25 protein-coding genes are annotated in these 24364 nt (G+C 50.9%); 14 read left to right on the plus strand and 11 right to left on the minus strand.

What is annotated here, in order from left to right; genetic code table 11:
* Nucleotides 1–80 precede the first annotated feature (80 nt).
* Nucleotides 81–1523 carry a pyruvate kinase gene (gene pyk / locus HEM79_RS01270; protein ID WP_000091160.1) on the minus strand — a complete coding sequence of 481 codons (1443 nt, stop codon included), beginning with the start codon at nucleotides 1521–1523 and terminating at the stop codon, nucleotides 81–83.
* A 126-nt stretch (nucleotides 1524–1649) separates the two neighbouring features.
* Nucleotides 1650–2519 carry a DNA-binding transcriptional regulator HexR gene (gene hexR / locus HEM79_RS01275; protein ID WP_001056712.1) on the minus strand — a complete coding sequence of 290 codons (870 nt, stop codon included), beginning with the start codon at nucleotides 2517–2519 and terminating at the stop codon, nucleotides 1650–1652.
* A 22-nt stretch (nucleotides 2520–2541) separates the two neighbouring features.
* On the opposite strand from hexR, the gene HEM79_RS01280 reads away from it, so the two are divergent.
* The 4 genes from HEM79_RS01280 to kdgA all read left to right on the plus strand — a co-directional run bounded on the left by HEM79_RS01280 (nucleotide 2542) and on the right by kdgA (nucleotide 7056).
* Nucleotides 2542–2841, plus strand: a complete 300-nt coding sequence (locus tag HEM79_RS01280; RefSeq protein WP_000156104.1) for a hypothetical protein — start codon at nucleotides 2542–2544, stop codon at nucleotides 2839–2841.
* A 15-nt stretch (nucleotides 2842–2856) separates the two neighbouring features.
* The gene (gene zwf / locus HEM79_RS01285) at nucleotides 2857–4332 is read left to right on the plus strand and encodes a glucose-6-phosphate dehydrogenase (RefSeq protein WP_000301722.1); all 1476 of its coding nucleotides are present in this window, start codon (nucleotides 2857–2859) and stop codon (nucleotides 4330–4332) included.
* 234 nt (nucleotides 4333–4566) lie between these two features.
* Nucleotides 4567–6378, plus strand: coding sequence for a phosphogluconate dehydratase (edd, locus tag HEM79_RS01290; RefSeq protein WP_001069467.1), 1812 nt, complete (start codon nucleotides 4567–4569; stop codon nucleotides 6376–6378).
* 36 nt (nucleotides 6379–6414) lie between these two features.
* Nucleotides 6415–7056 (plus strand): bifunctional 4-hydroxy-2-oxoglutarate aldolase/2-dehydro-3-deoxy-phosphogluconate aldolase, encoded by a 642-nt coding sequence (gene kdgA / locus HEM79_RS01295; protein WP_000800512.1) that lies wholly within the window; start codon nucleotides 6415–6417, stop codon nucleotides 7054–7056.
* Nucleotides 7057–7112: 56 nt separating this feature from the next.
* Here the strand turns inward: kdgA and purT are convergent, their stop codons facing one another.
* The gene (gene purT, locus HEM79_RS01300) at nucleotides 7113–8291 is read right to left on the minus strand and encodes a formate-dependent phosphoribosylglycinamide formyltransferase (protein WP_176241192.1); all 1179 of its coding nucleotides are present in this window, start codon (nucleotides 8289–8291) and stop codon (nucleotides 7113–7115) included.
* 141 nt (nucleotides 8292–8432) lie between these two features.
* Here purT and yebG point away from each other — a divergent pair, with 141 nt between their 5' ends.
* From yebG to ptrB, 4 genes are all read left to right on the plus strand, one after another.
* Nucleotides 8433–8723 carry a DNA damage-inducible protein YebG gene (gene yebG, locus HEM79_RS01305; RefSeq protein ID WP_000257576.1) on the plus strand — a complete coding sequence of 97 codons (291 nt, stop codon included), beginning with the start codon at nucleotides 8433–8435 and terminating at the stop codon, nucleotides 8721–8723.
* Between the two features lie 66 nt (nucleotides 8724–8789).
* Entirely contained in the window at nucleotides 8790–9146 is a 357-nt protein-coding gene (yebF, locus tag HEM79_RS01310; protein ID WP_010345796.1) for a protein YebF, read from the plus strand.
* A gap of 315 nt (nucleotides 9147–9461) precedes the next feature.
* Nucleotides 9462–10121: a tellurite resistance TerB family protein gene (locus tag HEM79_RS01315; protein ID WP_176241191.1), complete on the plus strand. Its 660-nt coding sequence runs from the start codon at nucleotides 9462–9464 to the stop codon at nucleotides 10119–10121.
* A gap of 209 nt (nucleotides 10122–10330) precedes the next feature.
* On the plus strand, nucleotides 10331–12391 hold the full coding sequence (gene ptrB / locus HEM79_RS01320; protein ID WP_021550650.1) for an oligopeptidase B: 2061 nt from the start codon (nucleotides 10331–10333) through the stop codon (nucleotides 12389–12391).
* Here the strand turns inward: ptrB and exoX are convergent.
* From exoX to holE, 3 genes are all read right to left on the minus strand, one after another.
* The gene (gene exoX, locus HEM79_RS01325) at nucleotides 12388–13050 is read right to left on the minus strand and encodes an exodeoxyribonuclease X (RefSeq protein WP_000944297.1); all 663 of its coding nucleotides are present in this window, start codon (nucleotides 13048–13050) and stop codon (nucleotides 12388–12390) included. The genes ptrB and exoX overlap by 4 nt on opposite strands.
* Nucleotides 13051–13074: 24 nt before the next feature.
* Nucleotides 13075–13731 carry a carbon-nitrogen hydrolase family protein YobB gene (gene yobB / locus HEM79_RS01330; protein WP_176241190.1) on the minus strand — a complete coding sequence of 219 codons (657 nt, stop codon included), beginning with the start codon at nucleotides 13729–13731 and terminating at the stop codon, nucleotides 13075–13077.
* Between the two features lie 100 nt (nucleotides 13732–13831).
* Nucleotides 13832–14062: a DNA polymerase III subunit theta gene (holE, locus tag HEM79_RS01335; RefSeq protein ID WP_000916765.1), complete on the minus strand. Its 231-nt coding sequence runs from the start codon at nucleotides 14060–14062 to the stop codon at nucleotides 13832–13834.
* A gap of 138 nt (nucleotides 14063–14200) precedes the next feature.
* Between holE and yobA the strand changes: the two genes are divergently transcribed.
* The 4 genes from yobA to pphA all read left to right on the plus strand — a co-directional run bounded on the left by yobA (nucleotide 14201) and on the right by pphA (nucleotide 16867).
* Nucleotides 14201–14572, plus strand: a complete 372-nt coding sequence (gene yobA, locus HEM79_RS01340; RefSeq protein WP_000255066.1) for a CopC domain-containing protein YobA — start codon at nucleotides 14201–14203, stop codon at nucleotides 14570–14572.
* A gap of 3 nt (nucleotides 14573–14575) precedes the next feature.
* Nucleotides 14576–15448 carry a copper homeostasis membrane protein CopD gene (copD, locus tag HEM79_RS01345; protein ID WP_021550651.1) on the plus strand — a complete coding sequence of 291 codons (873 nt, stop codon included), beginning with the start codon at nucleotides 14576–14578 and terminating at the stop codon, nucleotides 15446–15448.
* Nucleotides 15449–15460: 12 nt separating this feature from the next.
* Nucleotides 15461–15802 carry a YebY family protein gene (locus tag HEM79_RS01350; RefSeq protein WP_000976488.1) on the plus strand — a complete coding sequence of 114 codons (342 nt, stop codon included), beginning with the start codon at nucleotides 15461–15463 and terminating at the stop codon, nucleotides 15800–15802.
* A gap of 408 nt (nucleotides 15803–16210) precedes the next feature.
* The gene (gene pphA / locus HEM79_RS01355; protein ID WP_176241189.1) at nucleotides 16211–16867 is read left to right on the plus strand and encodes a protein-serine/threonine phosphatase; all 657 of its coding nucleotides are present in this window, start codon (nucleotides 16211–16213) and stop codon (nucleotides 16865–16867) included.
* Here pphA and HEM79_RS01360 read toward each other — a convergent pair whose 3' ends face one another.
* The 5 genes from HEM79_RS01360 to yebS all read right to left on the minus strand — a co-directional run bounded on the left by HEM79_RS01360 (nucleotide 16868) and on the right by yebS (nucleotide 22923).
* On the minus strand, nucleotides 16868–17059 hold the full coding sequence (locus HEM79_RS01360) for a YdfD/YebW family protein (protein WP_000457831.1): 192 nt from the start codon (nucleotides 17057–17059) through the stop codon (nucleotides 16868–16870).
* 105 nt (nucleotides 17060–17164) lie between these two features.
* Nucleotides 17165–17401, minus strand: a complete 237-nt coding sequence (locus tag HEM79_RS01365; RefSeq protein WP_010345804.1) for a DUF1480 family protein — start codon at nucleotides 17399–17401, stop codon at nucleotides 17165–17167.
* 117 nt (nucleotides 17402–17518) lie between these two features.
* Nucleotides 17519–18958 (minus strand): 16S rRNA (cytosine(1407)-C(5))-methyltransferase RsmF, encoded by a 1440-nt coding sequence (gene rsmF, locus HEM79_RS01370; RefSeq protein WP_176241188.1) that lies wholly within the window; start codon nucleotides 18956–18958, stop codon nucleotides 17519–17521.
* A 79-nt stretch (nucleotides 18959–19037) separates the two neighbouring features.
* Complete coding sequence (gene yebT / locus HEM79_RS01375) at nucleotides 19038–21671, minus strand: lipid-binding membrane homeostasis protein YebT (protein WP_176241187.1); 2634 nt, start codon at nucleotides 21669–21671, stop codon at nucleotides 19038–19040.
* On the minus strand, nucleotides 21640–22923 hold the full coding sequence (gene yebS / locus HEM79_RS01380) for a membrane integrity lipid transport subunit YebS (protein ID WP_001207286.1): 1284 nt from the start codon (nucleotides 22921–22923) through the stop codon (nucleotides 21640–21642). The genes yebT and yebS overlap by 32 nt, the downstream gene beginning before the upstream one ends.
* Before the next feature lie 129 nt (nucleotides 22924–23052).
* Here yebS and msrC point away from each other — a divergent pair, with 129 nt between their 5' ends.
* Complete coding sequence (gene msrC, locus HEM79_RS01385; protein ID WP_001043882.1) at nucleotides 23053–23550, plus strand: L-methionine (R)-S-oxide reductase; 498 nt, start codon at nucleotides 23053–23055, stop codon at nucleotides 23548–23550.
* A gap of 96 nt (nucleotides 23551–23646) precedes the next feature.
* Nucleotides 23647–24345: an RNA chaperone ProQ gene (gene proQ, locus HEM79_RS01390; protein WP_000431380.1), complete on the plus strand. Its 699-nt coding sequence runs from the start codon at nucleotides 23647–23649 to the stop codon at nucleotides 24343–24345.
* Nucleotides 24346–24364: the final 19 nt, after the last annotated feature.

Genomic DNA, 24364 nt, shown 5'->3' on the forward strand with positions numbered 1-24364 from the left:
TTCAAGTTTGCTTCAAATCTGTTGAATTATCATTGAATTGCAGGCCGGACAAGGCGTTTTCACCGTATCCGGCAATGTACTTACTCTACGGTTAAAATACGCGTGGTATTGGTAGAACCCACGGTACTCATCACATCGCCCTGGGTGACAATTACCAGGTCACCAGACATCAGGTAGCCCTTATCGCGCAGCAGATTTACCGCTTCGCTGGCAGCAACCACGCCATCATTCGCGCTGTCAAAATAGACCGGCGTTACACCACGATAAAGCGCAGTCAGATTCAGGGTGCGCTCATGGCGAGACATCGCAAAAATCGGCAGTCCGGAGCTGATACGGGAAGTCATCAGCGCGGTACGACCTGATTCGGTCATGGTGATGATAGCGGTAACACCTTTCAGGTGGTTAGCCGCATACATCGCGGACATGGCGATAGCTTCTTCCACATTGTCGAACTGAACGTCCAGACGATGTTTAGACACGTTGATGCTTGGGATTTTTTCCGCACCCAGGCAAACGCGCGCCATGGCTGCAACGGTTTCTGACGGATACTGACCCGCAGCGGTTTCTGCAGACAACATTACTGCGTCAGTACCATCCAGCACGGCGTTTGCCACGTCCATAACTTCTGCACGAGTCGGCATTGGGTTGGTAATCATTGACTCCATCATCTGGGTCGCAGTGATTACCGCGCGGTTCAGCTGACGCGCGCGACGAATCAACGCTTTCTGAATGCCGACCAGTTCAGGATCGCCAATTTCTACGCCGAGGTCGCCACGTGCAACCATCACCACGTCAGAGGCGAGAATAATGTCGTCCATCGCGTCCTGGCTGCAAACGGCTTCTGCACGTTCAACCTTGGCGACAATTTTCGCATCACAACCTGCGTCGCGCGCCAGACGGCGAGCATAGTTCAGATCTTCGCCGCAGCGAGGGAAGGAGACAGCCAGGTAATCCACGCCAATCAGCGCCGCAGTCTGGATATCTGCTTTATCTTTCTCGGTCAGTGCTTCAGCCGACAGGCCGCCGCCGAGTTTGTTGATCCCTTTATTGTTGGAGAGAGGGCCGCCGACGGTCACTTCGGTGAACACTTTCATGCCCTGGACTTCCAGCACTTTTAACTGAACGCGACCGTCGTCGAGCAGCAAAATATCGCCAGGCACGACGTCAGCAGGCAATCCTTTATAGTCGATACCGACTTTTTCTTTATCGCCTTCACCTTTCCCCAGGTTGGCGTCCAGCAGGAATTTATCCCCAATATTGAGGAATACCTTACCTTCTTTAAAGGTAGATACGCGAATCTTTGGCCCCTGAAGGTCACCCAGAATAGCCACATGACGCCCCAGTTTTGCGGCAATTTCACGAACTTTATCCGCGCGCATTTTGTGATCTTCAGGCGAGCCGTGAGAAAAGTTCATACGTACAACGTTTGCGCCGGCAGCGATAACTTTTTCAAGGTTATTATCGCGATCAGTAGCAGGGCCTAACGTGGTAACGATTTTGGTTCTGCGAAGCCTTCTGGACATGTAATACTCCGTTGACTGAAACAACAAGGTGTTGCTTGAACATGAAATCCGAATGAAATAAAGCCATTTTGGCGATAAATTAATCTCATTCGGATGTCGTATAAGATTAGAACAGTGGCAATCGTTTTAACGATCGTCACTTAAATTAAGTAACTGCTTATCAAAACGCGATTCCTTGAGAGCTTCCTTGACCCGCTTCAAGTTATCTCTGAATTTTGCGCCGCGTCGCAAAGTAAATCCTGTTGCCAGCACATCTATCACGGTCAACTGGGCAAGTCGAGAGACCATGGGCATATAAATGTCAGTATCTTCCGGTACGTCGAGGGTAATTGCCAGCGTTGCTTCCCGGGCGAGTGGTGTACCAGCAGAGGTGAGGGCAATCACCATTGCGTCGTTTTCCCGCGCTAGTTGTGCCAGTTCAACCAGATTTTTGGTCCTGCCGGTGTGGGAAATCAACACAACGACGTCTCCATCGCTACAGTTCATACAACTCATTCGCTGCAGTACGATATCGTCCGAGTAGATCACCGGAACATTGAAGCGAAAAAACTTATTCATTGCATCGTGAGCAACAGCGGCAGAAGAACCTAACCCGAAAAAGGCAATTTTCTTCGCCTGGGTGAGGAGATCAACAGCACGATTGACGGCGGACTTATCCAGCGAGTGGCGGACGTGATCGAGAGTAGCCATTGCCGACTCAAATATTTTCCCTGTGTATGATTCAACGCTGTCATCTTCACTGACGTTGCGATTAACATAGGGTGTGCCATTAGCCAGACTTTGCGCCAGATGCAGTTTAAAATCAGGAAAACCGCGTGTGTCCATGCTGCGACAGAAACGATTGACTGTAGGTTCGCTAACATTGGCTTCCAGTGCCAGCGCAGCAATACTCGAATGGATCGCGTTGTCGGGCGAGACAAGAATGACCTCGGCAACTTTGCGTTCTGATTTGCTCAAATGTTCCAGCTGAGACTGGATTTTTTCCAGCATATTCATGATGTAAAGAGACTCACGGGTAATGACGATTTCCACACTGAAAGAAATCGAAATGCAGTTTTGTCAGATATTACGCCTGTGTGCTGTGTTAATGACAAAAGCAGATAAAAAAGTTGTTATTTTTTTTCATAACATGATCAGTGTCAGATTTTTACCCAAAGGAAAACGATGGTTTTTTTATCAGTTTTGCCGCACTTTACGCGCTTTTGCCGTAATCGCACGGGTGGATAAGCGTTTACAGTTTTCGCAAGCTCGTAAAAGCAGTACAGTGCACCGTAAGAAAATTACAATTATACCCAGGCTTAAGTACCGGGTTAGTTAACCTAAGGAGAATGACATGGCGGTAACGCAAACAGCCCAGGCCTGTGACCTGGTCATTTTCGGCGCGAAAGGCGACCTTGCGCGTCGTAAATTGCTGCCTTCCCTGTATCAACTGGAAAAAGCCGGTCAGCTCAACCCAGACACCCGGATTATCGGCGTAGGGCGTGCTGACTGGGATAAAGCGGCATATACCAAAGTTGTCCGCGAGGCGCTCGAAACTTTCATGAAAGAAACCATTGATGAAGGTTTATGGGACACCCTGAGTGCGCGTCTGGATTTTTGTAATCTCGACGTCAATGATACGGCTGCATTCAGTCGTCTCGGTGCGATGCTGGATCAAAAAAATCGTATCACTATTAACTACTTTGCCATGCCTCCTGGCACCTTTGGTGCAATCTGCAAAGGGCTGGGTGAGGCGAAGCTGAACGGCAAACCGGCACGCGTGGTGATGGAAAAACCGCTGGGTACGTCGCTGGCGACCTCGCGTGAAATCAACGATCAGGTAGGCGAATACTTCGAGGAGTGCCAGGTTTACCGTATCGACCACTATCTGGGTAAAGAAACGGTACTGAACCTGCTGGCGCTGCGTTTTGCTAACTCACTGTTTGTGAACAACTGGGACAATCGCACCATTGATCATGTTGAGATCACGGTGGCAGAAGAGGTTGGGATCGAAGGGCGCTGGGGCTATTTCGATAAAGCCGGTCAGATGCGCGATATGATCCAGAACCACCTGCTACAAATTCTCTGCATGATTGCGATGTCTCCGCCGTCTGACCTGAGTGCCGATAGCATCCGGGATGAAAAAGTGAAAGTACTGAAGTCGCTGCGCCGCATTGATCGCTCTAACGTGCGTGAAAAGACGGTGCGTGGGCAGTACACCGCAGGTTTTGCGCAGGGCAAAAAAGTACCGGGTTATCTGGAAGAAGAGGGCGCGAACAAAAGCAGTAACACGGAAACCTTCGTGGCGATCCGCGTCGACATCGATAACTGGCGCTGGGCTGGCGTACCGTTCTACCTGCGTACCGGTAAACGTCTGCCGACTAAATGCTCTGAAGTGGTGGTCTATTTCAAAACGCCAGAACTGAATCTGTTTAAAGAATCCTGGCAGGATCTGCCGCAGAACAAATTAACCATCCGTCTGCAACCTGATGAAGGCGTGGATATCCAGGTACTGAATAAAGTCCCGGGTCTTGACCACAAACATAACCTGCAAATCACTAAGCTGGATCTGAGCTATTCAGAAACCTTTAATCAGACACATCTGGCTGATGCTTACGAACGTCTGTTGCTGGAAACGATGCGCGGTATTCAGGCGTTGTTTGTGCGTCGCGATGAAGTAGAAGAAGCGTGGAAATGGGTGGATTCTATTACTGAAGCCTGGGCGATGGACAACGATGCACCGAAACCGTATCAGGCCGGAACCTGGGGACCTGTTGCCTCGGTGGCGATGATTACTCGTGACGGTCGTTCCTGGAATGAGTTTGAGTAATATCTCGACTTATCCTTACGGGTTATTTTACCGGTAACATGATCTTGCACAGATTGTAGAGTAATTTTTACACTTTTGAGCCTCGTGTGGATTCACCCACGAGGCTTTTTTTATTACACTGACTGAAACGTTTCTGCCCTATGAGCTCCGGTTACAGGCGTTTCAGTCATAATTTTCCTGAATGAAACGCGTTGTGAATCATCCTGCTCTGACAACTCAATTTCAGGAGCCTTTATGAATCCACAATTGTTACGCGTAACAAATCGAATCATTGAACGTTCGCGCGAGACTCGCTCTGCATACCTCGCCCGGATCGAACAAGCGAAAACTTCGACCGTTCATCGTTCGCAGTTGGCATGTGGTAACCTGGCACACGGTTTCGCTGCCTGCCAGCCAGAAGACAAAGCCTCTCTGAAAAGCATGTTGCGTAACAATATTGCTATCATCACCTCCTACAACGACATGCTCTCTGCCCACCAGCCTTATGAACACTACCCGGAGATTATTCGTAAAGCACTGCATGAAGCCAACGCGGTCGGTCAGGTTGCAGGTGGTGTTCCGGCTATGTGCGATGGTGTAACCCAGGGGCAGGACGGCATGGAACTGTCGCTGCTAAGCCGCGAAGTGATTGCAATGTCTGCGGCGGTGGGGCTGTCCCATAATATGTTTGATGGCGCACTGTTTCTTGGCGTGTGTGACAAGATTGTCCCTGGGCTTACGATGGCGGCTTTGTCGTTCGGTCATCTGCCTGCGGTATTTGTGCCATCAGGTCCAATGGCAAGCGGTTTGCCAAATAAAGAAAAAGTGCGTATTCGCCAGCTTTATGCCGAAGGTAAAGTGGACCGCATGGCACTACTGGAGTCAGAAGCCGCGTCTTATCATGCGCCGGGAACATGTACTTTCTACGGTACTGCCAACACCAACCAGATGGTGGTGGAGTTTATGGGGATGCAGTTGCCAGGCTCTTCTTTTGTTCATCCGGATTCTCCGCTGCGCGATGCTTTGACCGCAGCCGCTGCGCGCCAGGTTACACGCATGACCGGCAATGGTAATGAATGGATGCCGATCGGTAAGATGATCGACGAGAAAGTGGTGGTGAACGGCATCGTGGCACTGCTGGCGACCGGCGGCTCCACTAACCACACAATGCACCTGGTGGCGATGGCGCGTGCGGCGGGTATTCAGATTAACTGGGATGACTTCTCTGATCTTTCTGATGTCGTACCGCTGATGGCGCGTCTCTACCCGAACGGTCCGGCCGATATTAACCACTTCCAGGCGGCGGGCGGCGTACCGGTGCTGGTGCGTGAACTGCTCAAGGCGGGTCTGCTGCATGAAGATGTCAACACGGTAGCGGGTTTTGGCCTTTCGCGTTATACCCTCGAACCGTGGCTGAATAACGGTGAGCTGGACTGGCGCGAAGGCGCAGAAAAATCGCTCGACAGCAATGTGATAGCTTCCTTCGAACAGCCTTTCTCTCATCATGGCGGAACAAAAGTGTTAAGCGGTAACCTGGGCCGTGCGGTTATGAAGACCTCTGCCGTGCCGGTAGAAAATCAGGTAATTGAAGCGCCTGCGGTTGTTTTTGAAAGCCAGCATGACGTTATGCCGGCCTTTGAAGCGGGTTTGCTGGACCGCGATTGTGTGGTCGTTGTCCGTCATCAGGGGCCAAAAGCGAACGGAATGCCAGAATTACATAAACTCATGCCGCCACTTGGTGTATTATTGGACCGGTGTTTCAAAATTGCGTTAGTTACTGATGGACGACTCTCTGGTGCTTCAGGTAAAGTGCCGTCAGCTATCCACGTAACACCAGAAGCCTACGATGGCGGGCTGCTGGCAAAAGTGCGCGACGGGGACATCATTCGTGTGAATGGACAGACAGGCGAACTGACGCTGCTGGTAGACGAAGCGGAACTGGCTGCTCGCGAACCGCACATTCCTGACCTGAGCGCGTCACGCGTGGGAACAGGACGTGAATTATTCAGTGCCTTGCGTGAAAAACTGTCCGGTGCCGAACAGGGCGCAACCTGTATCACTTTTTAAGACGACAAATTTGTAATCAGGCGAGAGAAAACTCTGATGAAAAACTGGAAAACAAGTGCAGAATCAATCCTGACCACCGGCCCGGTTGTACCGGTTATTGTGGTAAAGAAACTGGAACACGCGGTGCCGATGGCAAAAGCGTTGGTTGCTGGTGGGGTGCGCGTTCTGGAAGTGACTCTGCGTACCGAGTGTGCAGTTGATGCTATCCGTGCTATCGCCAAAGAAGTGCCTGAAGCGATTGTGGGTGCCGGTACGGTGCTGAATCCACAGCAACTGGCAGAAGTGACCGAAGCGGGTGCACAGTTCGCAATCAGCCCGGGTCTGACTGAGCCACTGCTGAAAGCGGCGACTGAAGGTACAATCCCTCTGATTCCAGGGATCAGCACTGTTTCCGAACTGATGCTGGGTATGGACTACGGCCTGAAAGAGTTCAAATTCTTCCCGGCTGAAGCTAACGGCGGCGTGAAAGCCCTGCAGGCGATCGCAGGTCCGTTCTCCCAGGTGCGTTTCTGCCCGACTGGTGGTATTTCTCCGGCTAACTACCGTGATTACCTGGCGCTGAAAAGCGTACTGTGCATCGGTGGTTCCTGGCTGGTTCCGGCAGATGCGCTGGAAGCGGGCGATTACGACCGTATTACTAAACTGGCGCGTGAAGCAGTAGAAGGCGCTAAGCTGTAAAAGTTAAAAATGCCCGATTGTGAATCGGGCATTTTTGTCGCTTGCTTTTAACAGATTTAACCTTGCACTTTCACCTGACCGGCGGCGTGCTTCGCGCGTTCAATCGCCTCATCAACACTCTCTGCGGTCGCCAGAGCCACACCCAGACGACGGCTGCCATCAATTTCCGGCTTACCAAATAATCTAATCTGTAAACCTGCGCCTACGGCATTCTGCACATTATCAAACGTGACATTCTGACTGGTCAGTTGCGGCAGGATAACGGCTGAAGCGGCTGGACCATACTGGCGGATCCCACCAACAGGCAGTCCAAGGAACGCGCGTACATGCAGGGCAAACTCTGAGAGATCCTGAGAAATTAACGTCACCATCCCGGTGTCATGCGGGCGAGGGGAGACTTCACTGAAAATCACCTCATCACCACAGACAAACAACTCGACACCAAACAGCCCATAACCGCCCAGCGCCAGCACCACTTTACGGGCAATCTCCTGCGCACGTTCAAGGGCAAGCGGGCTCATTTGCTGCGGTTGCCATGATTCACGGTAGTCTCCATCTTCCTGACGATGACCTACTGGCGCACAGAAATGGACACCATCCACGGCGCTGACGGTCAGTAGTGTAATTTCGAAGTCAAACTTAACCACGCCTTCAACAATCACACGACCCGCTCCGGCGCGACCACCTTGCTGGGCGTACTCCCACGCCTGAGCAAGTTGTTCGGCAGAGCGAATAAATGTCTGCCCCTTGCCGGAAGAACTCATCACCGGTTTAACAATACAGGGATAGCCAATGGCGGCAACCGCCTCGCGGAAAAGGTTTTCGCTGTCGGCAAAACGATACGTTGAAGTGGGAATTTGAAGCTCTTCTGCCGCCAGACGGCGGATGCCCTCGCGATTCATGGTTAATTTTGTCGCGCGCGCGCAGGGGACAACATTCAGTCCTTCCTCTTCAAGCTGGATCAGCATATCGGTGGCAATAGCTTCAATCTCCGGCACGATATAGTGCGGCTTTTCCAGTTCAACCACGCGGCGCAATGCATCACCATCCAGCATATTAATGACATGGGAGCGGTGCGCGACATGCATGGCTGGCGCGTCGGCATAGCGATCAACCGCAATCACCTCTACGCCGAGGCGCTGGCACTCGATTGCCACTTCTTTACCCAGTTCACCGGAACCTAATAACATCACGCGAGTTGCTGCCGGACGCAGCGCAGTGCCTAATAACGTCATAACGAATATCCCTTGATTAATTCCGCGTGAAGTATAAACGAAAACGTTTGCGTGTGTCTTTATTGCTTGATTGCTTGCGTTGATTTCTCAACTGAAAAGAAATATACTGTATAAAATTACAGTTATGATGAGAGGCTGCAAATGGCGGTTGAAATTAAATACGTAGTCATTCGTGAGGGCGAAGAGAAGATGTCGTTTACCAGCAAAAAGGAAGCCGATGCTTATGACAAAATGCTTGATACGGCGGATCTGCTCGACACCTGGCTGGCAAATTCCCCGGTCAAAATGGAAGACGAGCAACGTGAAGCTCTTTCACTGTGGCTGGCAGAACAGAAAGATGTCCTGAGTACCATTCTGAAAACAGGCAAATTACCGTCTCCGCAGGTGGTCGATAATAGCAACGATGCGGAAGATGAGACCCACGCCGCCTGAAGCAACTTGCGCTCCTGACAATTTGTACCATGCTTTCTCCTGAATCATTGTGCTATGGAGAAAAACATGAAAAAAAGAGGAGCGTTGTTGGGGCTGTTACTGCTTTCTGCCTGCGCATCAGTGTTCGCTGCAAATAACGAAACCAGCAAGTCGGTAACTTTCCCAAAGTGTGAAGGTCTGGATGCAGCCGGAATTGCCGCGAGTGTAAAACGCGATTATCAACAAAACCGCGTAGCGCGCTGGGCAGACGATCAAAAAATCGTTGGTCAGGCTGATCCGGTAGCGTGGGTCAGTTTGCAGGATATTCAGGGTAAAGATGATAAATGGTCAGTTCCGCTGACTGTGCGCGGTAAAAGTGCCGATATTCATTATCAGGTAAGCGTGGACTGTAAAGCGGGAATGGCGGAATATCAGCGGCGTTAATGGCTATTAGTCATTGCGCATAATTCCTGGCGGATGCGGCGTAAACGCCTGTCCGCCTTACAATATTTCACATCCGTAGGCATGATAAGGCGCGACCGCATCGCAGCAGGCAATCAGCAACAGATAATCCCAATCAATCCTTCCCCCAAATTTCCAACATAGCAGCTCCACAGCAAGCACCTTATCTGACGCGAATTTCCGTCGCTGACTTCCTTTTCGGTTCGCTTATTTGCGCATCTTTTGCCGCAATATACACTTTCTGACATCCTCATCCGCTATGCTACAGGCACTAAAAATGGTTATTGAGGAGCAAATATGGCTAACTGGTTAAATCAACTGCAATCCCTTCTTGGGCAAAACAGTTCTTCTACCTCCTCGTCTACGGATCAGGGATTGGGCAAACTTTTAGTGCCGGGCGCATTAGGCGGGCTGGCAGGGCTGCTGGTCGCAAATAAATCAGCACGTAAACTTCTCACGAAATATGGCACCAATGCGTTGTTGGTTGGTGGCGGAGCGGTAGCGGGTACGGTGCTGTGGAACAAATACAAAGATAAAATTCGTGCGGCGCATCAGGATGAACCGCAATTCGGTACTCAAAGCACGCCGCTGGATGAGCGTACGGAACGTTTGATCCTTGCGCTGGTATTTGCCGCTAAAAGTGATGGTCATATTGATGCCAAAGAACGTGCGGCTATCGACCAGCAATTGCGTGAAGCTGGTGTGGAGGGGCAGGGACGTGTTCTCATTGAACAGGCAATTGAACAACCGCTGGATCCGCAGCGCCTGGCGAACGGGGTTCGTAATGAAGAAGAGGCGCTGGAAATCTATTTCTTGAGCTGTGCAGCTATTGATATTGATCATTTCATGGAGCGTAGCTACCTGAATGCATTGGGCGACGCGCTGAAAATTCCCCAGGATGTTCGTGAAGGGATCGAGCGCGATCTCGAACAGCAAAAGCGCACTTTGGCGGAATAATTCCGCTCTCTGGATAGCCCGATAGTTGAGTTTATCTGGCTATCCAAAACCGCACAGCCATTTGAACGGACTGATTTTCTCTGTCAGCATATCATTCGATATCCACGCCATTACCTGTCATCATCTGAGCAATGACTACCCTGTTTCGCTTGCATCCCGGGTGAGTTTTGCCACCCTTATAAGATGTTTCAACCAGAAAGAACAATAACATGCTACCAAAAGCCGCCCGCATTCCCCACGCCATGACGCTTCATGGCGATACGCGCATCGATAATTACTACTGGCTGCGGGACGACACACGCTCGCAGCCGGAAGTACTGGACTACCTGCAACAAGAAAATAGCTACGGTCATCGGGTGATGGCCTCGCAACAAGCCTTGCAGGATCGCATATTAAAGGAAATTATCGACCGCATTCCGCAAAGAGAAGTTTCTGCGCCCTACATCAAAAATGGCTACCGCTACCGGCATATTTATGAACCTGGCTGCGAATATGCCATCTACCAGCGTCAGTCGGCGTTCAGTGAAGAGTGGGATGAGTGGGAAACATTGCTCGATGCCAACAAGCGCGCGGCGCACAGTGAGTTTTATTCGATGGGCGGAATGGCAATTACCCCCGATAACACCATTATGGCGCTGGCAGAAGATTTCCTTTCGCGACGCCAGTACGGCATCCGTTTTCGCAATCTTGAAACGGGCAACTGGTATCCCGAATTGCTGGATAATGTCGATCCCAGCTTTGTCTGGGCGAATGACTCGTGGACTTTCTATTATGTGCGTAAGCATCCGGTGACGCTGCTGCCTTATCAGGTTTGGCGCCACGCCATCGGGACTCCGGCATCGCAAGATAAACTGATCTACGAAGAAAAAGACGATACCTATTACGTCAGTTTGCATAAAACGACATCGAAGCACTATGTAGTCATTCACCTGGCCAGCGCCACCACCAGTGAAGTTCGCTTGCTGGACGCGGAAATGGCCGATGCCGAGCCGTTTGTTTTTCTGCCGCGCCGCAAAGATCACGAATACAGTCTTGATCACTACCAGCATCGGTTTTATGTGCGTTCCAATCGTAACGGCAAAAACTTTGGCTTATACCGTACCCGTATGCGCGATGAGCAACAGTGGGAAGAGTTAATTCCGCCACGCGATAACATCATGCTGGAAGGGTTTACGCTGTTTACCGACTGGCTGGTGGTTGAAGAGCGTCAGCGCGGGTTAACCAGTTTGCGCCAAATTAACCGCAAGACACGGGAAGTCATCGGCATTGCCTTTGATGATCCGGCCTACGTGACCTGGATTGCCTACAATCCAGAACCTGAAACCGCGCGATTGCGTTACGGTTATTCCTCCATGACCACGCCAGATACTTTATTTGAACTGGATATGGATACCGGCGAGCGCCGCGTGTTGAAACAAACTGAAGTACCCGGTTTTGATGCGGCGAATTACCGCAGTGAACACTTGTGGATCACTGCCCGGGATGGCGTCGAAGTTCCGGTTTCGCTGGTCTATCATCGTAAGCACTTCCAGAAAGGCAACAATCCGCTTCTGGTATACGGTTATGGTTCTTACGGCGCAAGCATAGATGCCGATTTCAGTTTTAGCCGCCTGAGTTTGTTGGATCGTGGATTTGTCTACGCCATTGTGCATGTTCGTGGTGGCGGCGAACTGGGGCAACAATGGTACGAAGACGGTAAATTCCTGAAGAAGAAAAATACGTTTAATGATTACCTTGATGCCTGCGATGCTTTGTTAAAACTGGGCTATGGCTCTCCTTCGCTCTGTTATGCAATGGGAGGCAGTGCGGGGGGAATGCTGATGGGGGTCGCGATTAACGAACGCCCCGAACTGTTCCACGGTGTTATCGCTCAGGTGCCGTTTGTTGATGTCGTGACGACGATGCTTGATGAATCAATACCTCTTACCACTGGCGAATTTGAAGAGTGGGGGAATCCGCAGGATCCGCAATATTACGAGTACATGAAAAGCTACAGCCCGTATGACAACGTTACCGCACAGCCTTATCCGCATTTGCTGGTAACGACCGGTTTACACGATTCACAAGTGCAATACTGGGAACCGGCAAAATGGGTGGCTAAATTGCGCGAGCTTAAAACCGATGACCATCTGTTATTGCTGTGTACTGACATGGACTCAGGGCACGGCGGTAAATCGGGGCGCTTCAAATCTTACGAAGGTGTGGCGATGGAATATGCTTTTCTGGTTGCGCTGGCGCAGGGGACATTACCCGGTCAGCCAGCGGCTTAAGCATTCTCCAGGTAATGCTTCAACGTTAAACGCAATTCCGGGCTCATACTGTCGAGGTTATTAAACAACCAGCGCAGGTAGCCCGGATCGCGCTCTGCAACTTCTGATACTGCTTTACCGCGATACTTGCCAAACGTGAACGTCGTTAACAATGATGGACGTCCAGTGATATCCGCCATTTGTTCCACCGTCCAGCCGGATGTGTTCATAATATCGATAAGCAAGGCAGCGGTGATGTAACAGTCATACAGCGCACGGTGGTGATGCAAGCCTGGCGGCGTTTGTACACTGAGTTTACGCGTTTTATACAACGCCATATTGCTGTACTTGATTCCTGGCCACAAACGACGAGCCAGTTTCATCGTGCAGATCCACTCGCCAGGCATTTCAGGCAATACGCGGCGGTCAAAGCTGGCATTGTGGGCGACATACCATTCACTACCGTAGTAGTGCGGGATCACCTCTTCAATCCACGGCTTGTCGGCGACCATGGCTTCGGTGATGCGATGAATCGCCATAGCTTGCGGAGTAATGGGACGGTCAGGGCGAACCAGGTGGCTCATGGGGTTGACGATTTTCCCGTCAACCACATCAACTGAGGCAATCTCGACGACCCCTCCCTGTAAACCGCAGGTTTCTGTATCGATAATACGCAGCATGGCAAAACTCCGGGCCGAAAACGCCTAGCGTAATGGAATGATATCGCCTTGCCAACCCTGCGATGAGCGTTGACCAACTAACAATAACGAACCGCGATCGGCGCGGACGATAAGGCTGCCATGTTCATCCCACAGTGCGCTGTTGCCCCGGGCATTAGCCATCAGGACGGCGATGGAGAATTGATGTGAGAAAAATTGTAAGTGGCGAGTAGAAGCTAACAGGTCGGGCTCACTGATGCACTGACCGGTGGTAAACAGCGAACAGGTTGGGGGCATATCAATGCCTTCAGGTTGACCATCCACCACAGTGATGGTTTTAGAATGTCGATCCAGACATGCTCCGTGGCTTTGATGATAAATTCCGGGCGCGTTCATCCCCGGAGCGAATACTGCAATACCACGAATAAAACGCTCATTATGTTCAACGGGGAGGCCGGTAATAATGGTCATTCGCCATGTTGTCGCGGCATAACAAAGCGGGGCTAACAGCGAAAGGTCGGGCGGGGCAGGCAGAGATCGTCGTTTATAATCACATCCCAGTAGAGAAAGCGAGGGAAAAACTAAAAGTTCGCACTGCTGTCTGGCGGCAGCCCTCACAAACTCCAGATGATGGGCTACCTGCTCAGTGAGTGAGGCATTGCGAGGCTCATATTGTGCTGCTGCGACTTTCCTGTATGTCATGATGACTTCCTTTTCACAGTGTCCGCAAATATTGATGCGTATAAGAAAATACTCACAATTTAGCAGGCATCATGTAAGAAAGTGTAACTTAATATAAGGTTTATTTAAGTTTAGGCTCGTAAGGTAAACGTGACAGATTTACAGAGGCGAGACGGTGGGTGATAAGGCGCTCACGAAACCAGCTTCGCAGGTGTTCCGGTTGTTCACGTTCAACCGCCTCAGCAATTACCGGCATATTGTAACGTTCTTTAAATGCCACCCCGGCAGCAGCCAGATCGACATTAACTTTATCCATTTCAGTTTGATCCAGTTTAGCCAGATTCTTCAGCATATTGTGTCTCCTCGTTAATTGCGGGCAAAAGTTACTAAGAGTCAGCCAGGATGGCAAGCCGGAATTGATGATCCTCGACTCTATCATTAGACAAGGTTATGCTCTGTAAAAAAGTTATTACAAAAAGGAATAGATAATATGGTTTCAACTGCACGTTCTCTTCGTTACGCACTCGTATTTTTTGCCGCTTCGCTGGCGCCTTCTGTCTGGGCACATGCGCATCTGACGCATCAGTATCCTGCGGCGAATGCGGAGGTTACTGCTGCCCCACAGGCCATTACTTTAAACTTCTCTGAAAGTATTGAACCCGGATTCAGCGGCGCCAAAATCATCGGTTCAAAGAATGAAGATATTAAAACATTACCCGCGAAGCGTAATGAACAAGACAAAAACCAATTGATTGTTCCGCTTGCCGACGCCCTGAAGCCCGGAAGTTATACCGTCAACTGGCATGTTGTCTCGGTGGACGGGCATAAAACCAAAGGGCATTACACCTTTACAGTGAAATAAAACATGCTGGCGTTTACCTGGGTCGCACTGCGATTTATCCATTTTACCTCCCTGATGCTGGTCTTTGGCTTCGCGATGTATGGCGCATGGCTGGCTCCAATGGCACTTCGTCGCTTGCTGACGAAACGTTTTCTGCGTTTACAACAACATGCTGCCGTCTGGAGTTTGAGCAGCGCCGCTGCGATGTTCGCCGTTCAGGGCGGGTTGATGGGCGCGGGATGGTCGGATGTGGTTTCGTTGAACATTTGGCAATCGGTGTTACAAACGCAGTTTGGTGGTGTCTGGATTTGGCAAATCGTTCTCGCCCTCGTTACGCTAACTGTAGCTCTGATGCAACCAGGGAACATGCCACGTTTGTTGTTTGTGCTAACTACCGCGCAATTTATCCTGATGGCGGGAGTAGGACATGCGACGTTAAACGAAGGATTAACGGCGAAAATCCATCAGACGAATCACGCTGTACATCTGATTTGCGCGGCTGCATGGTTTGGTGGCTTGCTGCCGGTTGTCTGGTGTATGCGGTTGGTGAAAGGGCGCTGGCGACGTCAGGCCATTCATGCACTGGTGCGATTCTCCTGGTGTGGGCATTTTGCGGTGATTGGCGTGCTGGCAAGCGGCGTGCTTAATGCATTATTCATTACCGGATTTCCCCCAACACTTGCGACTTACTGGGGGCAACTTTTATTGCTCAAAGCCATACTGGTGATGATTATGGTAGCCATTGCACTGGCAAATCGTTATGTTCTGGTGCCACGGATGGGGCAAGATGAAGACCGTGCGGCTCCGTGGTTTGTGTGGATGACAAAACTCGAATGGGCGATAGGTGCGGTAGTGCTGGTGATTATCAGCCTGCTGGCAACTCTCGAACCTTTTTGATGGATTACGAAAATGATGAAAAAAAGTATTCTGGCATTTGTATTGCTTACCAGTTCGGCAGCGGCGCTGGCGGCGCCACAAGTGATCACCGTTAGTCGCTTTGAAATTGGCAAAGACAAATGGGCATTTAATCGTGAAGAAGTGATGCTGACATGCCGACCGGGCAATGCGCTGTATGTCATTAACCCCAGCACTCTGGTGCAGTACCCTTTGAACGATGTCGCGCAAAAAGAAGTTACCAGCGGAAAGACCAACGCCCAGCCTATCTCAGTGATCCAGATTGATGATCCTAACAAACCAGGTGAAAAAATGAGTCTGGCACCGTTTATTGAAAGAGCTGAGAAACTCTGTTAATTATCTATAGTAGTCTTTTGATTTCCAATAAAAAACCGCCCGTGTGCTTTCACCAGAACGGGCGGTTTTTAACATTTAAGAGGATGATAAACGCGCTTTTTTTCTGACCACTTTACGCGCGGACTGGAAAACCTGGCGTCGTCATCTATTCTTAAAGGGCAAGGCAACTAAGCCTGCATTAATGCCAACTTTTAGCGCACGGCTCTCTCCCAAGAGCCATTTCCCTGGACCGAATACAGGAATCGTGTTCGGTCTCTTTTTATCTATAAAGCCAGTTTGATGATTACATCACAGCTTTACTGCACTGACTTCGCCATTAACCATAACACACACTCTACTGCTTCAGTCCAGGCTTTTTTAACATTTTTGTTAAGATAATGTGATCTTCTGCGCGGGAGTAAGGAATTGATGAAACAGGCGAGACACATCTATCAGAAGATTGATGGCAGTCAGTGGCGACATATCTGGCTGGTGGGGGATATTCATGGCTGCCTGGCGCAACTGCGTAAGAAATTGTGGCACTGCCGGTTTGACCCGTGGCAAGACTTGCTGATCTCGGTTGGTGACATTATCGATCGTGGCCCGGAGAGTTTGCGTTGCCTGCAATTACTGGATCAACGCTGGGTCAGAGCGGTAAGAGGCAATCATGAGCAGATGGCGATGGATGCGCTGGATTCGCAGCAGATGTCTTTGTGGTTTATGAATGGCGGCGACTGGTTCGCCGCACTGACAGAGCGCCAATGCGGGCAGGCAAGAATAGTGCTGGAAAAGTGCAGGTCTTTACCGTGGATAATTGAATTAAGCTGTAGTAGCGGACTGCATGTCATCGCCCATGCGGATTACCCCAATGATATTTATGAGTGGCATAAGGAAGTCGATCTGCATCAGGTGTTGTGGAGTCGCTCGCGATTGCGTGAAGGGCAAAAAGGGCAGGGAATTACCGGTGCCGATCATTTCTGGTTTGGGCATACGCCATTACGGCATCGCGTGGATATCGGTAATTTGCATTATATTGATACCGGCGCCGTCTTCGGAGGTGAGTTGACTCTTGTGCAACTGCAATAATTAAAAGTCACTGTACTCCTGTGCAGGTCGCCAGAAACCATCAATAAAATCCTCAATCGGAAAACAGCCGCCGTGACGGATCCGTTGATCGTCCATTGAATAGAGGCACTGCTGTTCCGTATTGTAGACATCAACCACAATATCGTCACAACCAGCGTCCAGATAGCAAACAAAAAGTACCAGCGCGAACATTTCATCCTCGAAGTGCGGTGCCGTACCGTTAAGTTTAGGGGAGATTTTATAACGGGGGAAATAACCAGGATAAATAACCCGTCATGCCGACGGGTTCTTTTTGGATCAGGCAAGGCGCATAATCCAGGCATCAGACTTTTGATCGTAGCGGGTACGGTAAAGGACAGAGTGTTCGCCGTTTAGCAGGGCTGGAATGCTGGTTTCGGCGTCCCAGGCATCAAGTTGCATACATAAATCCGGGTCAGATTTACAGGGGATGGTTAACGTTCGGTCACCAGGCGATTCGCCGGTTAACTCGCCGTCGTCGATTTCAAAAGCGCCTATGCGTACACTGGTTTTCATCTTCGTGCTCTCCATTTAAGTGCCGGTTGTGGTACGACCAGTCCGATCGCACCATTTTTCAGCGTAGTTGAGGCAGCCGAATGCGCCAGTCAAAACGTGCGCTTTTTTTGTGCGTTGTCAGGCGTTACCGGTAAACAGTTTCCCGTCGCGCACCAGCTCCCGTGGGTAACTGTTTTTCAGCCGTGAGCCAATACGTTTGGCTAAACCGATTGGCTGATGCTGGAAGGTGACCAGCACATCATCCGTAGTTGGCGCGGTTTGCGGGTAGACGTCGCGCCCGCGATACCACTCTTCCGCTTCCTGTGGTGTCAGTTCAAACGCGTTAGCGTGATCGGGGGAGGCAAGGGCAATGACGGCTTCATGCTGCCAGCGATAACCTTTGTTATGCGTTTCAGCAAGTTTAATCCCCAGACGGGAAAATCGGACTTTACCGATCAACGCTTCAATGCCCACCGGGAATAACCAGATTTCTTTATCGCGCTGCCAGAGGCGCAGGTTTTCATCCCAGTTTAAGCCGACACTTGCAGCTGCCTGCCGAATTTGTGCGGTTTCGCGATCTTTCACCGGGGTAAACGGAAAATTGCCCACTTTATATTTCGGCGCAGGCAACGCGGGAATCGCCTGAGTTTTACGCAGACGAGCAACGAAAAAGCCTTCGCAATCATAAATTTGTGGGAAGACGTGCAAAAAGCCTTCCTCGGTCAGCGCCTTGTCCGCGCCAGAGAAGAGATCGCCCAGCGGTAAAAACTCTACCGCATCAGGGTAAGTCTCTTTCAGCCACAGGCAAACGGCTTCGTTCTCTTCCCGGTTTAAAGTACAGGTCGAGTAAACCAGCGTGCCGCCAGGACGTAACGCATGAAAGGCACTGTCGATCAGTTCCCGCTGGGTGGCTGCGATCTCCTGATTGCTTTCTGGTGACCAGTTTTTCAGCGCATCGGGATCTTTACGTACCGCACCTTCGCCGGAGCAGGGAGCGTCCAGCAAAATGGCATCGAACATTTCTGGTAATGCCGCACCAAATACGCGGCCATCAAAATGCGTGAGCGCAACATTACTGATGCCACAGCGGCTGATATTGGCATGTAACACTTTTACCCTGCTGGCGGAAAACTCGTTGGCCAGGATCGCCCCTTCGTTATTCATCCGCGCGGCAATTTGCGTCGTTTTGGAGCCTGGCGCGGCAGCGACATCCATCACCCGCTGTGGTGCATTACCGTCAGCAAACAAGGCAGCAACGGGCAACATTGAACTAGCTTCCTGAATATAAAACAGGCCACTTAAATGCTCGGCGGTACTACCCAGCGGCAATGCATCTTCATCGTCGCGTTCGATCCAGAAACCCTCTTCACACCACGGGATCGGCGTTAGCGTCCAGCCATAAGGAGCGGTTAATTGCAGGAAATCAGCAACGGAGATTTTCAGCGTATTAACGCGAATGCTGCGGCGCAACGGGCGCTGACAGGCGGCAAGAAAATCATCAAATGAGAGCGTCGAAGGCATTGCTTCACGCATTTGCGTCAGAAAGGCGTCCGGGAAATAAACGGTGTGTTGGGCCACGAGCATGTACCACTGGCAAAAAAACAGGCGCGCAGTTTAGCATAAACGCTCCGGCGCAGGTACGCCGGAGCAGTGTGCATTATTTGGGGAGCGCGGTTCCCCACTCACGCCACTCTTTCGGTTCGCTTTCCAGTAACAAGAAGTGTTTGCCTTCCTGGGCTTTTGGAGCCAGCGGAGTACCAGGAGGCGTGGCGAAGGCGATCCCGCCACGGATAAACTGGTTAAACGTACCGGTTTTCACTACGCCGCCTGTAAGACCAAAGTCCAGACTGTAGCCCGATGCCAGCCAGAAGACGGAATTGTTACGCACCAGGTGTTGATAACGTTTACTAATGCGCATCGCAATCATCACCCGATCCGATAGTGTGCCCAGCGTCATTCCAGTGACCGTACCCACTTCCAGACCACGGAACAGTACCGGTGTACCGATGCCTAACGATCCGGCCTCTGGCGCTTCAACAATAATGCTTAAGCCATCCAGGTAACGTGAATCAGTAATGGTAGCCTCTTGTAATTCAAAGTCGCGGCGAGGATTGCCCCGGCCTGGTTCGACGTTGATATACGGCTGGAGGATAGTATCAAGATGCTCAACGCCAGCTGCCGAAATTTGCGGTGTGACCACTGAGAAGCGCGTACCACCGCGAGCAAAGGTCTGGACATATTCCGGGTAAAGTACCGCCTTTGCCTGTACTTCATTACGTGCGGTTATCAGATCCAGCGTCTGAATTTGCCCGATATCAATACCGAGGTAGCGAATTGGCATACCGACTGCTAGTTTTCCGGCATCAAAAGCGTGGAGCGTAATCTGCCCGCCGACTGCACGAGCCGCCGTTTCTGACGCATACAGAATACGCTTATCGCCTTTACGCTGGCTGGCGCTGGCGCCGCTGAGGTTATCGAAGCTGATAGCCCCCTTTAACGCCCGTGAAAGTGGCGAAGCCTGTACGGTCAGGCCGCTACCATTAAGCTGAACTTTCGCTCCGCCTTCTGCCCAGAACACGCTGTTGCTGGTCAGAAGGTTGCGATATTCCGGTTTAATATGCAGATCGATATCAAAGGCGTTAGCCCGTGGGCGCACGGTGATGACTTCGCCAACCTCAAACTTACGGTACAGCACTACCGATCCCGCCTGCACGTCTGGTAATGTTTCTGCACTCAAACTCACGGTCGTGGTGGGCAAATCGCTAAGGCTGTTTTCCAGGGCTTTTTCCAGATTGGCATACAGCGGATAGCTGGCTTTCATTTCGCCTTTATCGCCCGGCAGAATACGTATTCCTCCGTTGATCCATTCAGAGGCGCTGGCACCGAGAAACTCAACGCCGTCCAGTCCCACTTTCACATCGACACGGCTGTTGACGACAAATTTGCTGTCGCCTTTTACCAGCTCGCGATGCTGTGGTTCAATGGCGATGGTAAAGGTGACGCCTTTGCTGGTGAGTTTACGTTCAATTACCTGACCGACCTGCACACCATGCAGAATGAGTGGCTGGCCTGCATCAATACCGTAACTTTCTGGCGCGGTCAGGGTCAGCGTCAGAACATCAGGTTCATGCAGCAGGGCTTTCTCCCCAGGCACAACGACAAACTCCTTGCGCGGCTCACCATCGCCTGGCACCAGCTCGAAGGTTTTGCCCGTGAGCAGGGCGCTGAGGTTGGCATCGCTGAGGGATAATTTCGGGTTGCGTAATTCGATGCGGGTATTTTCCCGTAACAGCGTTACGACGCTGGGATCAACGGTCATTTCTCCGGTGACTTTGCCGCCTGGGTTTAAATCCAGTTTCGTCAGTTGTCCGACTTCCAGCCCCTGATACATTAACGGCGTTGAGTCGGCGGTTAATCCGGCACCGCTCGGCAGTTCCAGTTTTATGATTACCCCACGCTGGCTGTGGGCGAGATCTTCATACAAACCAAAGGTATCTTCCGCTTCAGCAGGTTTCGACTCTTCCGGCGAATCGAAGGCAATCGCACCGTTAACCAGCGCAGCCAGACTTTCCAGTTTCACTTTCGCACCACTGATACTGACATTGGCATCAACGCCAGAAACGTTCCAGAAGCGACTCCCTTTTTTCACCAGATCGGTAAAACGCCGCTCAATCAGGACATCAATCACCACGCCCTGGTTATTGGGGTTGATCGCATAGTCGTAGACACGTCCCACCGGGATCTTGCGAAAATAGACCAGCGAACCACTATTCAGCGAACCAAGATCGGGAGCCTGTAGGTGGATCATCAGATCACCATTATCCAGTCGATATTTCGGTTGGGTATCGAGGGCGACAAAGTGATCCTGCTCTTTGCCTTTGCCTGGCATCATGCCGATATAGTTACCCCCAACCAGCGCATCCAGCCCGGAGACACCTGCCAGAGAGGCTTTTGGTGTCACCAGCCAGAACTGCGTCTCTTCGCGCAGCGCATCTTTCATATCGGACTTGATGCTGACCCTGACTTCAATCTTACGAAGATCGTCGCTGAGGCTGACATCCTGAACTGTTCCGACTTCAACGCCCTGATAACGAACAGGTGTGCGGCCAGGGACAATGCCGTCCGCCGACATAAAGTCGATGGTGACGGTGTTCCCCCGATCCTGATAACTGTCCCAAATCAGCCAGCCGGCAATCATTAACGCAATGAACGGCAGTAGCCAGAAAGGTGAGATACGGCGTTTAGTTTTAATCTGCGCTTCAGTCGTCGAAGCGGGCGTTTCCTGACTCATGTGCATCCCAAAGTAAGCGGCTGTCCAGCCATTCCACTGCAAGAATAGTTAAAATAACCGCTGCGCCGAAATAAAACGCAGCCGGTCCCATAGTAAAAGCGAGGATCTGATCGCGATTGATCAGCGACATAGTTAAAGAAATGACAAACAGATCGAGCATCGACCAGCGACCAATCCAGGTCACCATTCGCAGTAACAGTATTCGCGTGCGTAGCCCTTGCTGGCATTTAAAATGAATGCTCAATAATAAAGTGAACATAACAATCACTTTGGTAAACGGCACCAGAATACTGGCGATAAACACAATTCCGGCGACCGCAATATTGCTGTTTGCCAGCGACATAATGCCGGAAAGAATCGTATCTTCTTGTCGTCCACCGTTCAGATAAATGATCGAGATAGGCAACAGGTTGGCTGGTAACAACAAGACGACTGAAGCCAACAGCGCCGCCCAACATTTTTGAAGACTATGATGACGACGCAGGCGAAGCGGGATATGGCAGCGGGGGCAGCGACCGCGCGGATCAGGATAGCCGGTAAAGTGACACCCCAGGCAAACGCGTAGTTTCGCGTCCCTGCGCGTGGCAGGGCGTTCAGGATAAAATCGCTCCCACAGCTGTTCAACATTAAGATGTGACAACGTCACCGTCGTTAAAATCACCAACGCCACAAAAGAGAATAAGCCGACACCAGCCTGGATATGGGCATAATCCTGTACCTTTATAGAAGCAACACCAATGCCGACCAGGTAGATATCCAGCATCACCCACTCTTTCAGTCGCTCAAGCATCAGCAGTACCGGGCGTAAGTTCATCCCCAGTCGGTTGCCAAACCACAAATAAGCAATAGATGTGACGAGGATAAGTGGGGCGCCGATAACGCAGAAAAACACCATCGCGCCCGTTACAGGATCACCTTGTTTAGTCATTTGCCAGATGCCTTGCATGACGTTGGCGTCAATACGAATACCTAACAGCCAGATATGCAATAGCGGTTCGCCCCAGGCAAACGGCATCAGCAACAGCATGGTGAACGCCATTGCCGCCAGGCGCGTTAGCGACCAGTCACGCCCGTCACGAATTTTGGCCTGACAGCGCGGACAATAGGCACTTTGATGCGAATTTATCTCGGGCAGGCTAAACAGCATGTCACATTGCGGGCAACGTTGGTAATCACCACGCGGCAGTTCCTCGCCGATTGAGCTCACTGTTATCTTTTTTGTTGGCGTAATTTGCGGGGTGTTAAGTGCCATGACGAGCCAAATATAATAAGAATTAGCATTAATCTTAACCCATGATGGGAATGATCTTGAGCATTAACGCATTTAATGCTTATTTTAATAGGCTGGCAGTTTCAGGTAAGACAACTAAGTGATTATATAATGAACAAAACAGAATTTTACGCGGACTTAAACCGCGACTTTAATGCGCTGATGGCGGGAGAAACCAGTTTTCTGGCAACGCTGGCAAACACCAGTGCGTTGTTATATGAGCGTCTCACTGACGTAAACTGGGCAGGTTTTTATTTGCTTGAGGACGATACGCTGGTGCTCGGACCATTTCAGGGCAAAATTGCCTGTGTACGGATCCCCGTCGGGCGCGGCGTGTGTGGCACTGCGGTTGCCCGCAATCAAGTACAACGAATCGAGGATGTTCACGCTTTTGACGGGCATATTGCCTGTGATGCGGCGAGTAATTCTGAAATTGTCCTGCCGCTGGTGGTGAAAAATCAGATTATTGGTGTTCTCGACATCGACAGTACTGTCTTCGGTCGCTTTACAGACGAGGACGAGCAAGGCTTACGTCAGCTTGTGGCACAACTTGAAAAGGTGCTTGCAACGACGGATTACAAAAAATTCTTTGCGAGCGTCGCAGGATAATCAACGGATAACGTAGCATTTACTGATGGCGTCATTATAATGACGCCTGTTCATGCCTGCGCTTGTTGGCTACGTCCGTTGTAATCAGGAAATTTCATGGAAAATCAACCTAAGTTGAATAGCAGTAAAGAAGTAATCGCGTTTCTGGCCGAACGTTTTCCCCACTGTTTCAGTGCGGAAGGTGAAGCGCGTCCGCTGAAAATCGGTATTTTTCAGGATTTGGTCGATCGTGTTGCCGGGGAAATGAACCTGAGCAAAACGCAACTGCGATCTGCTTTACGTCTCTACACTTCGAGCTGGCGTTACCTTTACGGTGTTAAACCCGGCGCAACGCGTGTCGATCTTGACGGCAACCCATGCGGTGAGCTGGACGAGCAGCATGTAGAACATGCTCGCAAACAGCTTGAAGAAGCGAAAGCACGCGTTCAGGCTCAGCGTGCTGAACAGCAAGCGAAAAAACGCGAAGCTGCCGCTGCTTCTGGTGAGAAAGAAGATGCACCACGCCGCGAACGTAAACCACGTCCTGCCGCGCAACGCCGTAAAGAAGGCGCCGAGCGCAAACCTCGCGCGCAAAAACCGGCTGAGAAAGCGCCAAAAACAGTAAAAGCACCTCGCGAAGAACAGCATACCCCGGTTTCTGACATTTCAGCTCTGACTGTCGGACAAGCCCTGAAGGTGAAAGCTGGTCAAAACGCGATGGATGCCACCGTATTAGAAATCACCAAAGACGGCGTCCGCGTCCAACTGAATTCGGGTATGTCTTTGATTGTGCGCGCAGAACACCTGGTGTTCTGAAACGGAGGCCGGGCCAGGC

The sequence above is a fragment of the Escherichia sp. 93.0816 genome (assembly GCF_013368855.2).
Lineage (GTDB): Bacteria > Pseudomonadota > Gammaproteobacteria > Enterobacterales > Enterobacteriaceae > Escherichia > Escherichia ruysiae.

Excerpts from the sequence above, each read along its gene's own strand:
- pyk (WP_000091160.1), bottom strand. The coding sequence starts at position 1,523 with ATGTCCAGAAGGCTTCGCAGAACCAAAATCGTTACCACGTTAGGCCCT.
- hexR (WP_001056712.1), bottom strand. The coding sequence starts at position 2,519 with ATGAATATGCTGGAAAAAATCCAGTCTCAGCTGGAACATTTGAGCAAA.
- HEM79_RS01280 (WP_000156104.1), top strand. The coding sequence starts at position 2,542 with ATGACGATTTCCACACTGAAAGAAATCGAAATGCAGTTTTGTCAGATA.
- zwf (WP_000301722.1), top strand. The coding sequence starts at position 2,857 with ATGGCGGTAACGCAAACAGCCCAGGCCTGTGACCTGGTCATTTTCGGC.
- edd (WP_001069467.1), top strand. The coding sequence starts at position 4,567 with ATGAATCCACAATTGTTACGCGTAACAAATCGAATCATTGAACGTTCG.
- kdgA (WP_000800512.1), top strand. The coding sequence starts at position 6,415 with ATGAAAAACTGGAAAACAAGTGCAGAATCAATCCTGACCACCGGCCCG.
- purT (WP_176241192.1), bottom strand. The coding sequence starts at position 8,291 with ATGACGTTATTAGGCACTGCGCTGCGTCCGGCAGCAACTCGCGTGATG.
- yebG (WP_000257576.1), top strand. The coding sequence starts at position 8,433 with ATGGCGGTTGAAATTAAATACGTAGTCATTCGTGAGGGCGAAGAGAAG.
- yebF (WP_010345796.1), top strand. The coding sequence starts at position 8,790 with ATGAAAAAAAGAGGAGCGTTGTTGGGGCTGTTACTGCTTTCTGCCTGC.
- HEM79_RS01315 (WP_176241191.1), top strand. The coding sequence starts at position 9,462 with ATGGCTAACTGGTTAAATCAACTGCAATCCCTTCTTGGGCAAAACAGT.
- ptrB (WP_021550650.1), top strand. The coding sequence starts at position 10,331 with ATGCTACCAAAAGCCGCCCGCATTCCCCACGCCATGACGCTTCATGGC.
- exoX (WP_000944297.1), bottom strand. The coding sequence starts at position 13,050 with ATGCTGCGTATTATCGATACAGAAACCTGCGGTTTACAGGGAGGGGTC.
- yobB (WP_176241190.1), bottom strand. The coding sequence starts at position 13,731 with ATGACATACAGGAAAGTCGCAGCAGCACAATATGAGCCTCGCAATGCC.
- holE (WP_000916765.1), bottom strand. The coding sequence starts at position 14,062 with ATGCTGAAGAATCTGGCTAAACTGGATCAAACTGAAATGGATAAAGTT.
- yobA (WP_000255066.1), top strand. The coding sequence starts at position 14,201 with ATGGTTTCAACTGCACGTTCTCTTCGTTACGCACTCGTATTTTTTGCC.
- copD (WP_021550651.1), top strand. The coding sequence starts at position 14,576 with ATGCTGGCGTTTACCTGGGTCGCACTGCGATTTATCCATTTTACCTCC.
- HEM79_RS01350 (WP_000976488.1), top strand. The coding sequence starts at position 15,461 with ATGATGAAAAAAAGTATTCTGGCATTTGTATTGCTTACCAGTTCGGCA.
- pphA (WP_176241189.1), top strand. The coding sequence starts at position 16,211 with ATGAAACAGGCGAGACACATCTATCAGAAGATTGATGGCAGTCAGTGG.
- HEM79_RS01360 (WP_000457831.1), bottom strand. The coding sequence starts at position 17,059 with ATGTTCGCGCTGGTACTTTTTGTTTGCTATCTGGACGCTGGTTGTGAC.
- HEM79_RS01365 (WP_010345804.1), bottom strand. The coding sequence starts at position 17,401 with ATGAAAACCAGTGTACGCATAGGCGCTTTTGAAATCGACGACGGCGAG.
- yebT (WP_176241187.1), bottom strand. The coding sequence starts at position 21,671 with ATGAGTCAGGAAACGCCCGCTTCGACGACTGAAGCGCAGATTAAAACT.
- yebS (WP_001207286.1), bottom strand. The coding sequence starts at position 22,923 with ATGGCACTTAACACCCCGCAAATTACGCCAACAAAAAAGATAACAGTG.
- msrC (WP_001043882.1), top strand. The coding sequence starts at position 23,053 with ATGAACAAAACAGAATTTTACGCGGACTTAAACCGCGACTTTAATGCG.
- proQ (WP_000431380.1), top strand. The coding sequence starts at position 23,647 with ATGGAAAATCAACCTAAGTTGAATAGCAGTAAAGAAGTAATCGCGTTT.